Source organism: Caloramator sp. E03 (assembly GCF_006016075.1).
Lineage (GTDB): Bacteria > Bacillota > Clostridia > Clostridiales > Caloramatoraceae > Caloramator_B.
Window position 1 is genome coordinate 2,471,452 of record NZ_CP040093.1, and the last position, 15,172, is coordinate 2,486,623.

9 protein-coding genes are annotated in these 15,172 nt (G+C 34.9%); 6 read left to right on the top strand and 3 right to left on the bottom strand.

Annotation, left to right across the window (positions count from 1 at the left end; all coding sequences use genetic code 11):
• Positions 1 to 217 precede the first annotated feature (217 nt).
• Genes FDN13_RS11830 through FDN13_RS11840 form a run of 3 tightly spaced genes read left to right on the top strand, consistent with a single transcriptional unit; the run spans position 218 to position 5,228 of the window.
• Positions 218 to 3,355, top strand: a complete 3,138-nt coding sequence (locus FDN13_RS11830; protein WP_138980580.1) for a DEAD/DEAH box helicase — start codon at positions 218 to 220, stop codon at positions 3,353 to 3,355.
• A gap of 17 nt (positions 3,356 to 3,372) precedes the next feature.
• Positions 3,373 to 4,338 carry a carbohydrate kinase family protein gene (locus tag FDN13_RS11835; RefSeq protein WP_138980581.1) on the top strand — a complete coding sequence of 322 codons (966 nt, stop codon included), beginning with the start codon at positions 3,373 to 3,375 and terminating at the stop codon, positions 4,336 to 4,338.
• Positions 4,320 to 5,228 (top strand): pseudouridine-5'-phosphate glycosidase, encoded by a 909-nt coding sequence (locus FDN13_RS11840; RefSeq protein ID WP_138980582.1) that lies wholly within the window; start codon positions 4,320 to 4,322, stop codon positions 5,226 to 5,228. Before FDN13_RS11835 ends, FDN13_RS11840 begins: the two co-directional genes overlap by 19 nt.
• Positions 5,229 to 5,588: 360 nt before the next feature.
• Here FDN13_RS11840 and FDN13_RS11845 read toward each other — a convergent pair whose 3' ends face one another.
• Together FDN13_RS11845 and FDN13_RS11850 are read right to left on the bottom strand one after the other, a co-directional pair.
• The gene (locus tag FDN13_RS11845; protein WP_138980583.1) at positions 5,589 to 7,478 is read right to left on the bottom strand and encodes an MFS transporter; all 1,890 of its coding nucleotides are present in this window, start codon (positions 7,476 to 7,478) and stop codon (positions 5,589 to 5,591) included.
• A gap of 65 nt (positions 7,479 to 7,543) precedes the next feature.
• A complete protein-coding gene (locus FDN13_RS11850; protein ID WP_138980584.1) occupies positions 7,544 to 9,073 on the bottom strand; it encodes a xylulokinase in 1,530 nt (509 codons plus the stop codon).
• A 190-nt stretch (positions 9,074 to 9,263) separates the two neighbouring features.
• Here FDN13_RS11850 and FDN13_RS11855 point away from each other — a divergent pair, with 190 nt between their 5' ends.
• The 3 genes from FDN13_RS11855 to FDN13_RS11870 all read left to right on the top strand — a co-directional run bounded on the left by FDN13_RS11855 (position 9,264) and on the right by FDN13_RS11870 (position 13,031).
• Positions 9,264 to 9,857 (top strand): TetR/AcrR family transcriptional regulator, encoded by a 594-nt coding sequence (locus tag FDN13_RS11855; protein WP_168190158.1) that lies wholly within the window; start codon positions 9,264 to 9,266, stop codon positions 9,855 to 9,857.
• A 29-nt stretch (positions 9,858 to 9,886) separates the two neighbouring features.
• Positions 9,887 to 11,335 (top strand): aspartate aminotransferase family protein, encoded by a 1,449-nt coding sequence (locus FDN13_RS11860; RefSeq protein WP_138980586.1) that lies wholly within the window; start codon positions 9,887 to 9,889, stop codon positions 11,333 to 11,335.
• A gap of 493 nt (positions 11,336 to 11,828) precedes the next feature.
• Positions 11,829 to 13,031 (top strand): RtcB family protein, encoded by a 1,203-nt coding sequence (locus FDN13_RS11870; protein ID WP_138980587.1) that lies wholly within the window; start codon positions 11,829 to 11,831, stop codon positions 13,029 to 13,031.
• A gap of 245 nt (positions 13,032 to 13,276) precedes the next feature.
• On the opposite strand, the gene FDN13_RS11875 is transcribed toward FDN13_RS11870, so the two are convergent.
• A complete protein-coding gene (locus FDN13_RS11875) occupies positions 13,277 to 14,455 on the bottom strand; it encodes an ISL3 family transposase (RefSeq protein ID WP_138980588.1) in 1,179 nt (392 codons plus the stop codon).
• Positions 14,456 to 15,172: the final 717 nt, after the last annotated feature.

Genomic DNA, 15,172 nt, shown 5'->3' on the forward strand with positions numbered 1-15,172 from the left:
CAAATAAGTAACCGTCCCCCGCACCAAACATTGCTGCCTTTTTCGCATAGTAAAATTAATAAGTAACCGTCCCTCCTACCCCCGCGCCCCATGTCCAGTCCCCCTTCCCCCAAAACGCCCCCACCCCCCAACCACCTCCACCAACAAAAAACTTGCAGGATATTTTAAATATTTAGAGAATAAATAATTAAAAATATTTACAACAGGAAGTGTGGATATGGAGCTTAAAGATGGCCTTTATGAGCAGGTTATAAACAGAATAATTTCTGAGAATATTAATTTGCTTAATGATAGGAAACTGATACAAAAGGAAAATATTGATGAAGAAGAAAGCAGCTTAATATTATCTCAATATTTATATGCAGTTTTAAAAAAGGCTTTAAGTTATATTAGTGATGATGACAAATTGCAAAGGCAAATAGAAGTCGCAAATAAAATTATTATGCTTTTAAAGCATGCACTTAATGATGAGAGCATTACAGAGTATCTAATAACTGAGGATGCGAAGATGCTTCTATCAATTTTTGATAAGGTAAATTCAAAGTATGCAGTTATAAATGAGAATAAGATAGTAAGGCCTGCAACCCCTCTTTCTAAAAGCTCTATTTTTACCGGCTCAAGCAGCGAGCCAAGTTTAGTGAGCGAGCTGAAGAAGGAGATTTTAACGGCAGACAGAATAGATATGCTTGTTTCATTTATTAAATGGAGCGGCCTTAGGCTTATTGCTGATGAAATAGTTGAATTTACAAAGGATAGAAAGCTTAGAGTTATTACAACCTCCTATATGGGAGCAACGGATTATAAGGCTGTTGAATTTCTCTCAAAGCTTCCTAATACTGAGATAAAAATTTCATATAATACAAAAAGAACAAGGCTTCATGCAAAATCCTATATGTTTTATAGAAATACTGGGTTTAGCACAGCCTATATAGGTTCTTCAAATTTATCTAACGCGGCGATTTCAAGCGGCCTTGAGTGGAATATTAAAGTTACAGAGCAGGACATGAAGGACATTATGAAAAAATTTGAGGCAACCTTTGAAGCATACTGGCACGATAGGGAGTTTACTTCTTTTCATCCTTCTGATGCTGATATTTTAAAAAATGCAATTGAAAAAGAAAAAAGAGCCAGCTATGAAACATTCGAATATGGTTTTGATATTCAGCCCTATTCATATCAAAGAGAAATATTAGAAAAGCTGAAGGCTGAAAGGGAAATTCATGGTAAGTATAAAAATCTTATAGTTGCAGCTACAGGAACAGGCAAGACGGTTATTTCAGCCTTTGATTATAAAAATTTTAGAAAAGAAAATCCTACTAATAACAGACTTCTTTTTATAGCCCACAGAGAAGAAATATTAAAGCAGAGCATAGGAGCCTTTAGAGGAATTTTAAAGGATCAGAATTTTGGGGATCTTTGGGTAGGAAGCTTTGAGCCACAGCAAATCGACCACCTTTTTATGTCGATTCAGACCTTTAATTCAAAGGAGTTTTATAATATAACTACTCCTGATTTTTACGATTTTATTATAATAGATGAATTTCATCACTCAGCAGCCCCATCCTATCAAAAGCTTATAGATTACTATAAACCCAAGATATTATTAGGTCTTACTGCAACTCCAGAGAGGATGGACGGAAAGGATATTACTGAATATTTTGATGGAAGAATAGCAGCAGAGATTAGATTGAGTGAGGCGATAGATAGAAAGCTTCTATGCCCTTTCCAATATTTTGGGGTTTCCGATAATGTTGACCTTAGCAATTTAAGATGGAGCAGAGGGGGGTATGAAAAGAACGATCTTGATAAGCTCTATACTCATAATACAAAAAGGTCGGAGCTTATTATAAATTCCATAAATAAATATGTAAGCGATATTAAAGATATAATAGGATTAGGATTTTGTGTTAGCGTAGAACATGCAAAATATATGGCTGATTTTTTTAATAAAAAGGGCATACCATCTATTGCATTGCATTCAGGTTCAGGGGATGATGAAAGGTTTAGTACTCAGGAGAAATTAAAGAATAAGGAGATAAACTTCATATTTGTAGTTGACCTTTATAACGAAGGAGTTGATATACCTGAAATCAATACGGTTTTGTTTTTAAGGCCTACGGAAAGTTTAACGGTATTTCTTCAACAGCTTGGGAGAGGGCTTAGGTTATGCGAAGGAAAGGAATGCTTAACAGTTCTTGACTTTATAGGTCAGGCACATAAAAAGTATAACTTTGAAGAAAAGTTCAAGGCATTATTAGGTAAGTGCCGAAGTTCCCTTCAAAGGGAGATACAAAATGGTTTTCCTAACGTTCCTAAGGGATGCTATATACAGCTTGAAAAGCTTTCTCAAAAATATGTTTTAGATAACATAAAAAGCTATTTTAACAATAGAAGCAGTATAGTAAACAGGATAAGTACATTTGAAGAAGATTGCGGTAAAAAATTGACTCTTTTAAATTTTATAGAGCATTATCATATTTCTTTAAAGGATATATATTCAAAGGATAATTGGAGCAGATTATGCGTTCAGGCAGGAGTTAAGGATGATTTTGTAAATTCTGATGAGAGAAAACTAACAAAGGCTCTTTTAAGGGTTTCTCACATTAACTCTAAAACGTGGATTGATATTTTACTAAAATATTTAAATAACATAGATAAAATCGATGAAAATAATATGACAGAAGACGAAGTAAAAATGCTTACTATGTTTCATTATACAATTTGGCAGGAACCTCTTTATGTTATGGGTTTTAAATCACTAAAGGATAGTTTTAAAAGGGTAAGAAAAAATGATGAATTGTTTAGTGAACTTATTGAAATTTTAAAATATAACTATGAAAAAATAGATTTTATAGATAAAAAGATAGATTTAGGCTTTTCCTGCCCATTATATTTGCACTGCACCTACAGCAGGGATGAGATACTTTCAGCATTAGGATACTTTACATTACATAAGAAACCTTCCCAAAGAGAAGGTGTATTGTATATTGAAGATAAAAACGTTGATGTACTCTTTGTAACCCTTAATAAATCTGAGAAGGATTATTCTCCCTCTACACTGTATGATGATTATGCAATAGATGAATTCCTATTTCACTGGCAGTCACAGAGTACAACTTCCGATGCTTCAAAGACAGGACAAAGATATATAAATCACAAAAAACATGGAGGGAAGGTTTTATTGTTTGTAAGGGAGTATAAGATGGAAAATGGCATCGCTTCCCCATATTATTATCTTGGACCTGCAGATTATGTAAGCCACAGCGGAAGCAGACCTATGAATGTTATATGGAGACTTGAAAATGAAATTCCTGCATTTTTGCTTACTAAAGCAAACAAAATGATAGCTTTATAAGGAGATATTAGATTTTTATGGAGAAAAGGTGTATTATAAATAATAATGATTATGTTTTGGCACTTGGAGGGGCGAATGTTGATATACAGGGCGTCCCTAAGGATAAGCTTATATTTAGGGATTCTAACATAGGAACTTTGAATATTTCTTTAGGAGGCGTTGCAAGAAATATAGCTGAGAACCTCTCAAGGCTTGGAATTTTTGTGAAGCTTTTAACCGCCATAGGGGATGATTTATACGGCAATAAAATATTAGAGCACTGCAAAGATTTAAAAATTGACGTAAGCGATGTTATAGTTTCAAAAAAGCATAGCACATCAACTTACTTATCGATTCTTGATGAAAAAAAGGATATGGCAGTAGCTCTCTCCTGTATGGATGTATGTGATGAGATAACCATTGATTATATTAAATCTAAAGAAAATATTTTAAAAGATTCAAAGATATGCATTGCAGATACAAACCTTTCAAGGGAAGTTTTAGAATACATAACTCAGATTAAGGATGTAAATATTTTTTTAGATACGGTTTCAACCTCAAAGGCTAAAAGAGTTAAGGATTTTATAGGAAGGTTTCACACAATTAAACCTAATAGATATGAGGCACAGGTTTTAACAGGGATAAATGTTGATAGTATAGATAATGCTAAAAGAGCCTGTGAATATCTTTTAAATAAAGGAGTAAAAAGGGTGTTTCTGAGCCTTGGGGAAGAGGGAGTCATAAGTGCAGGGGAAGAATTTGACATGTTTAAAATTAATATGTTAAAGATTAAGGTTGTAAATGCAACAGGAGCAGGGGATGCCTTTTTAGCAGGCCTTGCTTTTGGGGATCTAAAGGGAATGAGCATTATAGAGTGCGCAAAGTTTGCTATGTCCTGTGCAGCAATAGCCCTGTCATCTGAAAATACTATTTCTGATGAAATGTCAGTTGAAAATGTTAATAAAAAAATGAAGGAGATGGAATTATGCTTGAAAAATATTTAGTTATATCCGATGAGGTAAAAGAAGCGATAGATAATAAAAATCCCGTTGTTGCCCTTGAATCAACTATTATTTCCCATGGAATGCCATACCCTCAAAATGTAGAAACTGCGCTTTCCGTTGAGAAAATAGTTAGAGAAAATGGTGCTGTTCCTGCAACTATTGCAATAATAGGAGGAAAACTTAAAGCAGGACTTAGCCGTGATGAGATTGAATATCTTGGGAAAAAGGGAAGAGAAATTATAAAGGTGAGCAGGAGGGACATACCCTATATAGTTTCAAAGGGATTAGATGGAGCTACAACTGTGGCATCAACGATGATAATAGCAGCTCTATCGGGAATAAAGATTTTTGCAACTGGGGGAATAGGGGGCGTTCACAGAGGGGCACAGGAGACCTTTGACATATCAGCAGACCTTCAGGAACTTGCAAATACAAATGTTGCTGTTGTTTGTGCAGGAGCAAAATCTATACTTGATTTAGGATTAACTCTCGAATACCTTGAAACCTTAGGCGTTCCTGTTGTAGGATATAAAACCGATGAGCTTCCTGCATTTTATACAAGAAGAAGCGGATTTAAGGTTGACTATAGATTGGATACGCCAAAGGAAATAGCAAATATGCTAAGGGTAAAATGGGAGCTTAACTTAAAGGGCGGAGTAATAATAGCAAACCCCATACCAAAGGAGTATGAAATGGACTATGATACAATAAATAAAGCCATTGAAGATGCACTAGAAGAAGCGAAGTATAAGGGAATAAAGGGCAAGGAGACAACTCCCTTCCTGCTTTCTAAGGTAAAGGATATAACAGGAGGCAAGAGCCTTGAATCCAATATTCAGCTTGTATTTAACAACGCAAAGCTATCAGCTCAGATTGCTGTGAATATGTAATTTTTTCTCCCCAAAGGATATTTTTAATCCTTTGGGGAGTTTTTGTGAGTCCGGCATGGTGACAGCTCGCCGGACAAGCCTGGGGACAGTTACTTATTTTATGAATTTGATATTTAATTTTTTACCGTAACAAGCAGAAGGACGGTTACTTATTTCATACACAATATCTGCAAAATTAGGGGGGCCATCCATAAAATATTATGTTTATTTAATATATTAAGTAACCGTCCCTCCTGTTACTGCAACTGCTAAGTAAGAACATGTCTCCCAAGCTTGTATTAACACTACAATAATAAATAAATAAGTAACCGTCCCCCTGCACTGCACCATGCCAAGGGACGGATTACACTAACAGCATATTCATTTTGTCAGTGACTTTTTAGAATATTTTTTTAAGAAGTATTGATGCATAATATAACTTTCAAATTTGCTAAGGGGGACTCCTTTTTCAAGTAATTTTGTCTCAATGAGGGTTTTGCATGATTTTTCAAGTATTTCGCATGCTGTGAAAGCTTCATTAAGGCTTCTTCCTATACATACAGCCCCGTGATTTGCAAGAAGAACTCCATTTCGCCCTTTTAATGCCTTTATTGTATTTGTTATCAATTTTTTAGTTCCTGGTATTGCATAATCAGCAACCCTTATTGAAGGACCTATTATCTGTGCCATATCATCAAGAAGAGGAGGGACTTGAAGCCTTGCAGCTGCAACTGTGCAGGCACTCTGTGAATGAGTATGAATTACTGCATTTATCTCCCTTCTTGTTTTATATATTTTAGCGTGAAGACCGGTCTCACCTGAAGGTTTAAGCTTACCCTCATAGCTTAAATCATTTATATTTACTATTACCATATCTTCAGGTTTTAAAGATTTATATGGTATTCCGCTTGGAGTTATGAGCATGTAATCATTATTTATCCTGAGGCTTAAATTTCCCCATGTTCCACTTACAAGTCCAGATTCTAAAAGTCTTAAACCTCCATCACACAGTTTCTGCCTTAGTTTTATAATAACATCATCATCAAAATTGTCCTTTGCTTCAGTAAGAATTAATGGTGATTCCTCAAATTTTCTTGCATAGAGAAAAGTTAAAAAGATAAGAACTGTAAAGAAAAGAAGGGAATATACCATGTTTCCTCCTGCAAGACTGCCTAAATAATCCATTAAAAATATAAAAATTATCCCAGATATTTGTCCCATAAGCATTAAAATACCAAAGGAAGTTCCTTCAGGTATTGGATATGCAATTTCAGCTCCGTATTGAAATGCGATTGGCCCAATACCCATTATAAAAAAGCCAAATGCTGAACAGCAAATTAATATAACAGCATAACTCTTTGAAAAGGTGAGTACTGCAAAGGGAATTACAGCAAAAAGTATAGGCCATACTAATAAAGGTTTTCTTTTTTTAATCCTGTCTGATACCATAGGAAGAATAACAGCGCCTACAAGACCAACTATTATTAGTATTCCTCCTATTGTTCCTGCCTGTACAGAGCTAATTCCCTTTGGACGAAGCATCTCTTCAATCCATGTCATAACAGCGTTAAAAATTCCCATAAGGACAAACATACATACCATGAGCCTTATATAATTATTATTGCTTAATAAAGACTTTGTTTTTGAAAAAGTAAATTCTTCTTTAATATTATTTGTTTCATCTACTAAGATTTCAGGCTTTTCCTTTGAAAATATTATAAAAATGATAGCGCAGAATACGGAGGCATAACCATATTGCATAAGAAGCTTTGGAAGACCTAAAGATAAATATAGTCGAGGTGATAAAAGCATTGCTGCAATCATGCCAATATACCCTGCCATAGTTGCTATGCCTGATGCAGTAGCTCTCTCATATAGAGGAAACCAATTCGCAGCAATCTTTGTTATTGAGTTTACAAGAAAGGGCTGCCCAAGAGCTATGGCTGTCTGGCATAATGAAACTACAATATAGTTATCTGCAAAGATACCTCTTAGCATTCCAAAAACAGCAGTAAGAAGGGCACCTATGAGCATAGAAATTTTAAATCCTTTTTTATCAATTAGATATGATACAGGCAGTGCTGCAACTATATAGACTATCATATAAATCATTGAAAGAAATGCTATATAAATAGGAGAAACATTATAGAATTTTATTGCCTGACTTGTTATAGGTGCAAAAGTAAGCCAGAAAACATTTGTCATTGCAAGTATTGGAAGTGTACAAAAAAGCACAACCCACCTATATGGATATACTTTATATTCTTTCAAGACAAACCCCCCTTAAAAGATATTTTCTCCATTCTCCGGTGCCAGGCACCGGAGAATGGGTACCGTTAAAATCGTTTTGAATTTATTTCTTTATAAGCTTTCTCAAGGGAATAATATATTTTTTTGTATGAAATAAACAATTCATCGTATATCTTATAGTTTTCTTCCTGAGGTATATAGGTATGTTCTATATGAAGAAGCTTCTTAACGTCAGAAAAATCCTTATAAATTCCAAGACCAACCAGTGCACACATTGCAGCACCGAGGGCACCGCTCATTTTAGGATTGTTTGAAACCTCTATTCGTTTTTTAGTAACATCGGATATTATCTGCATCCACTGTTTATCAAGCGCTCCTCCGCCTATAATTTTAATCACATCAAAATCAAAGCCGAAATCCTTTTTATAGTTTTCTAAAATCCATCTAAGGTTATAGGCAACACCTTCGTAAACTGATCGCATTAGATGTTCTCTTGTATGCTCATGAGTAATATTAAATAGGGTTGCTCTAACAGTTGTTGAGCTTACCGGGCATCTTTCTCCCCTCATCCAGGGGGTACATATAAGATAATCTGATCCTGGAGGAACCTTTTTAACATGCTCATCCATTAATACATATATATCCTTAATTGAAGGGTCAGCTTGTTCGTGCCTGTAAAATTCATCCGCTATCCATTTTATACATGAGCCGGCAGATTCAGTAATACCAACAACAATATTCATATCTGGATCTGCACTTTTTAGGCATACTGCAGAGTTTTTAAATTTTAGTACCTTTTTTGTAGAAACACATACCCATGCGGAGGTTCCAAGATAAATATGAGCTTCATTATCTAAGACAGCACCGGAGCCAACGGCTGCACTTTGAGTATCATCGCATCCCCCAAAAACTGGAGTACCCTCTAAAAGCCCCATCTCTTCTGCTGCCTTTTTTGTAAGCCCTCCAACATTATCAATAGAACGCACAAGGGGAGGGAGCTTTGAGGTGCTTATACCGCTTATTTTAAAGAAAATCCTCATCCAGTCTTTTTTATGCAAGTCAAAACCATAGGAACAGGCTCCGGAAAGTTCAGCAGTTTTTGCCCCGCTTGCCATAAACCTCAGATATCCATTAACGTCTAAAAAATATTCCGTCTTATTATAAATATCCGGTTCATTTTCCTTAATCCACAGAAGCTTTGGAATAACATCCTTTCCCATTAGTTCAATTCCAACAATTGATTTGAATACCCCGCTTCCCAAAAATCTTTTCATTATCTTTTTAGCCTGAACTTCTGCTCTTCCATCTACCCACGTTATGTTTGGCCGAAGGACATTTCCATCTTTATCAATAGGTATTATACCCATTGCCTGTGTCGTAAAAACTATACCGATGATATCCTTTGGCGAAACCGAGGATTTTTTAATAACATCTCTTGTACATTTTGTAACAGCTCTCCAGTAGTCCTCAGGATTTTGTTCAACCCAATTAGGATGAGGAACGCTTAGAGGATAATCACAGGATTCATGACAGCATATTCTGCCATCAGTATCAACTAATACTGCTTTGCTGCAGCTTGTTCCAACATCATGGGCAATTATATATTTGGCACCCACAAAACCACCCCTAATTCATAATAAATTTACAAAATATAGAATTAATTCTATTATATACTATTTGATTTTGAAATAAAATATAATATTAAAATATTGTATAAAATTATACCATAGTACAAAATTATTGACTTGGAAACTATTAACATATATAATGGTTTCAAAGAGAGGAAATTGGAGGTATGTTACACCAATGGAGATTTCAAGAAGAGAAAGAAAGAAAATAAAAACAAAATCAGATATATTAAGGGCTGCAAGGCATTTGTTCGAAGAAAAAGGATACGATGATGTTTCAATTGAAGATATAACAGAAAGGAGTGATGTTTCAAAGGGTACATTTTTTAATTACTTTAACAGCAAGGAAGGCCTTTTAAAAGCAATAGCAGAGGAGGAAGTAGATGATATACAGGAACTTTACGAGAGAGAAGGGCAAAACTTTAAATCCTGCAGGGATAGAATAAAGCTGATTATGAAAAGGCTGTTAGATGATTCAATACCATATATGCACTTAACTGGAAGGGTTGTATTTTCTACAATTATTAACTCTAATGAAGATGTCTCGCCTTTCTATGCAATAAATGAAATGATAGACTCACTTGTACAGGAGGGGCAGATGTGCGGTGAATTCTCTAAGGAATATCCGTCTAAATATATTGTTACGGCAATATTAGGAGCATATTATGGACTTATTTTCACATGGTTTGAACACAAAAAAGAGACAATAGGATGGAGCGAGCTTGAATGTATTTTGGATGCTGTCTTTAAAGGCTTTAATAATATTATATAAAAATTTTAAATTTGAGGGGGGTGTATGTTATGGAGAAGGAAGGATATGCAATATCAAAATGGCATAATACAAAAGAAATTTATGAAAGGATAGATAATCTTTTAAAGCAGCCTGTAAGGGGAATAAAAAAAGATGCAATGGATAGATATATTGAATATTTTAATACGAAATGTTCAAAGTCAAAGGAGATAATAACTGAAGCAAAAAAATATATTCCAGGAGGGGTACAGCATAATCTTGCCTTTAACTATCCTTTTCCCATAGTTATAACTAAAGCTGAGGGAGCTTATATGTATGATGCTGACGGCAACAGGTATATAGACTTTCTTCAGGCTGGAGGGCCTACTATTTTAGGAAGCAATTATAAGCCTGTCCAAGAGAAGGTAATAGAGCTTATAAAGGAATGCGGGCCTGTAACGGGACTTTTCAGCGAATATGAGCTTAAAATTGCAAAGCTTATAAACAAGTATATGCCTTCCGTTGAAATGTTCCGTATGCTTGGAAGCGGCACGGAGAGTGTGATGGCAGCAATTAGGATAGCAAGGCTTGCAACTGGAAAGAAAAAGGTTATAAAGCTTGGAGGGGCTTATCACGGATGGAGCGACCAGATGGTTTACGGCCTTCATGTTCCAGGAACAAGAGGGTTTGAAGCTCATGGTATTCCAAGTTCATGTTTTAAACATACTCAGGAGGTATTCCCAAATAATATTGAACAGCTTGAAAGAAAGCTAAGGTTTAATAAATTAAGGGGAGGAACTGCTGCAGTTATAGTTGAGCCCGTTGGCCCAGAGAGCGGAACAAGGCCTATTGATAAGGATTATAATAAAAACGTCAGGGAACTTTGCGACAAATATGGTGCCCTTCTTATATTTGATGAGGTTGTAACAGGATTCAGGATTGGCCTTGGTGGAGCACAGGGATACTTTGATGTTAAACCTGATTTGACTGTATTTGGGAAGATAGTAGCAGGAGGATATCCTGGAGCTGGAGGAGTAGGAGGACGAAGAGAACTTATTGAATGCCTTGCAGCAGGAATTCAGGGGGACAAAAAAAGGGCATATGTTGGAGGAACTCTCGCAGCAAACCCATTAAGTGCTGCAGCGGGGTATTTTACATTACTTGAAATAGAAAAAACGAATGCATGTGAAGTTGCTGGACGTGCTGGGGACAGACTAACAAAGGGGCTTTCAGAGCTTATTGAAAAATATAAACTTCCCTATGTTGCATATAATCAAGGTTCAATATGTCATCTTGAAACAACAGGAACGATGTTTGTAAAGCTTTTGAGCTTAGGCAGTATGAATGAGATTAAAAAACGAAAGAAGATGATGGAGGAGATGGGTGCTGCCTACATGGCGGAGGGTATTATAACTCTTGCAGGAAACAGGATGTACACAAGCCTTGCAGATACAGATGATGTTATCGATGAGGCTTTAAATAGATTTGAAAACGTGTTTAAAAATGTAGACGGAGTTTAAATAAAAATGCCTGCAGAATTTATATTAGCAGGCGTTTTTGTGTGCGCCCGGCATGGGCAACAGCTTGGCGGTGAAAGTCCGCTATGGGTTTGGTAGTGGGAATCATTAGCCAATAGCAAGGGTGTCCATTGTGAGGTGGAATCTGAAGGAAGACGGAGGCAAAGTCCTGGCTCGATGAATAAGAACCACATATGAGGCTGACTTGAGGCGGACGAGTTTGCACAACAAAACAAAGTCCAACACTACCCTAACCTCATACAGTAAATGTGGCGAGTATATTGGATGAAGTCGGTCGCTCTTACTTGGGGAGGTCTAACAGCTATGCCATCATGCAGATATCCTTTGGGGGACAGTTACTTATTATTGAACATTATAATAAAATATCTAAAATTGCATATTTTTGTACGTTGCATTATTATTTTAAAAAATATAAAATCACAATAAACCTTATGCTATAATAAAAAATATAATATTTTTTGAAGGAGATTAAATTGTGATTGAAATAAAGGGAAAATACAACAGCGCTATTGTTTATACTGACAATATAGAAGACGATGCAGCGAGGCAGATTGAAACATTATGCAATCAGGAATTTGTAAAGGGAAGCAAAATAAGAATAATGCCCGATGTACATGCTGGGGCAGGATGTACTATAGGAACTACAATGACCATTGATGATAAAATAGTCCCTAACCTTGTTGGGGTTGACATTGGCTGTGGAATGGAAGTTGTAAAGCTTGAAAACCGCCGTATAGAGCTTTTAAAGCTTGATAAGCTGATTTATGAGAAAATTCCTTCAGGCTTTGATATAAGGGATAAGGAACATAAGTTTAATGATGAAATAGATTTAGGAGAGCTAAAATGCAGGGGTGAAGTGAACCTTATAAGGGCGAGAAGAAGTATAGGCACCCTTGGCGGAGGCAACCACTTTATTGAGGTTAACAAAGACAGCGAAGGCAATCTATATATTGTTGTCCACTCAGGTAGCCGCCATTTAGGTCATGAGGTTGCAACGTTTTATCAGGAAGAAGCCTATAGAGCTTTAAACAAAAACACTAAAAAGGATATTGAAGATTTTATAATGCAGCTGAAGAATGAGGGACGGGATAAGGAAATACAAAAGCTTCTTAAAATAAAAAAATCTGAGGTTTTAACGAAAATTCCAAAGTCCCTTGCCTATGTATCAGGAGAGCTTTTTAAAGATTATATTCACGATATGAAAATAATTCAGCGCTTTGCAGAGCTTAACAGAAAGGCTATAATTGAGGAAATAATAAAGGGTATGAAATTAAAAATTGCTGAACAGTTTACAACTATTCACAATTATATAGATACTGAAAATATGATTTTAAGGAAGGGTTCGGTTTCAGCACAAAGAGGAGAAAAACTTTTGATACCTATAAATATGAAAGATGGCAGCCTTATTTGCATTGGTAAGGGAAATGCAGATTGGAATTTTTCTGCTCCCCACGGTGCCGGGAGGGTAATGAGCAGGACTCAGGCTAAAAATTCTATTACTTTGAGCCAATATAAAAAAATGATGGAAGGGATTTTCACAACATCGGTAAATAAGGAAACGATAGACGAATGTCCCCTCGCCTATAAACCTATGGAGGAGATTATAAAAAATATTGGTGATACAGTAGATATTGTTGAAAGAATAGTTCCTGTATATAACTTTAAAGCAGCGGAATGATGAAAAAGGTGCCACCCAATTGACAATGACAAACTTTTTATAACTGTCCTTTTGGGCAGTTTTTTTTAACATAAAAAGGCTCTTTGTCAATTGTTGGGGCGGGTATTCGATTAGAATGCCTGTCCTATCTTGTTTGAGAGTTATTTTAGAAAGATAAGTTAGATTGGGGAGAGTATCCCACAAAAATTGCAGGACAAAAAGACCAACGTGAGTTGGTTTTCTAAAATTTGGTATTATAATTTACTTTAATTACAGCAATGAAGAATTCTATTTCTAAACCTATCAAAGTTTTTGAAGCCGAAGGCATTTCTTTTAATAACTTTAATTTTGTTATTAAAGCCTTCAGTGCAAGCATTTGTATATGGTATATCAAAAGAATTCACTATTTCATTAAAATACCTGATATAAGTATTAGCACATCTTTCAAATTCTTTAAGGCCGCTACTTTGTGCAAACTTAATCCATTCCTTTAATAAAGTACGAGCTTCTTTAGAAGAAGAGGTAGTATCAATTATTTTTAATAGTTTTTCTTTTAAGGTATGAGCAATAGCTAAATCGCTATTGTAAGAAAACATAACTTGTAATGCGAACTTTGAATCTTCATCAAGTAAGTCAAATCTTTTAAGAATAAGTTTTTTGCTTCTTTTAAAGTATTTTCTTAATTTAACAGATAGCTCTTTTTGAACACGTTTTCTAACTGCTTCTACAGCCCACATAGCGTGCCTAATATAATGGAATTTATCAATAACAATAATAGCATTTTTAAAGTAAGTTTTAGCTAAATCAATATAAGGTTGCCACATATCACAAATAAAATATTCAACACTATCGCGATTTTTAATTTTTTTAAAGTAGTCCGATAGGACGTGAAACTGTCTATCTTTAATAATATCAATAATTTTTCTATTAACAGGGTCAACGATAGAACAATGATATTTAGCACCACCAGAATTACCTTTAAATTCATCAATAGCAATAATTTTAGGTAAAGTAGTAGCAGCAGAATAAGACACATTATTGAAAATGCGTTTTATAGTATCAACAGATAAGTTAACTTTTTTAGCAACACTTGACATACTACAAGTATTAGCAAGTTCATTAATTACATACAGAGATAGAAGATTGGTGATTCTATGATATCGAGGAAGAAATTCAATACTTTCATAGAATCTCTTACCACAAACATTACAACGATACCTACGTTTTTTAATAATAAGAACCGTAGATTTTAAGAAAAAAGGAAGATGTTTAACACGTTGAATTCTATAGTCGTGAACTCTACGAGTTTCAGAATTACAACGAGGACAAGTATGAGGCTTCTTTTTCATTTCTAAATAAATTTCATAGCAAACATTATCAAGTACTTTTGTTATAATAACATCTTTAAAACCCAGTAAATTTTTGATAAAATAATTATTGTGCACTTGTTGGATGCCTCCTTTCAGGTAATATTTTTGTAGTTAATTTAATTTTACCAGGCATCTAAAACAGGTGCATATTTTTTTGTAAAAAAATATGCTGGGGCTACGCCCCAACATATATTATAGAACCCATAAAAAATCAGAGTTCAGAGGGACGGTTACTTATTTCATGCATTTAATATAATAAATTACAGAGGACGGTTACTTATTTCATGTATTTGATATAAAATTTTCGTATAGGAAATTAAAAAGGGGTACTTGAGAGAGGAGAGCTCTCTTTTTTTATAATAAATAATAGAAAAAGGGGGACGGTTACTTATTTCGTGCATTTAATATGAAATTTTCATATTAAAAATAATAAAAGGAATAACCCCTATGAAGCAGATTAATTCTTTTAAATATTAAACTAATAAGTAACCGTCCCTCCATACTCCACACTTTCACACACTACAATACACTTTTCATATCATCCTTTATTTACGGTTCTATATTTAGCATTGGAGGCTATTCCTTCTACCAAAGAATGTTTGAATTGGGGATACTATCGAAAGTAATTTAGAATACAAAAGTAACAGATCATGATTAATCAATAGCCACAACGAAGGCATGAAAAAGTTTGTCACTTTCAACTGGGTGGAAGTTTTTTTTCTCTATTCTCCATATTCGGTGCCAGGCACCAAAGATGGAGAAAACTTTTTCACACTAATCATCCCTATATAC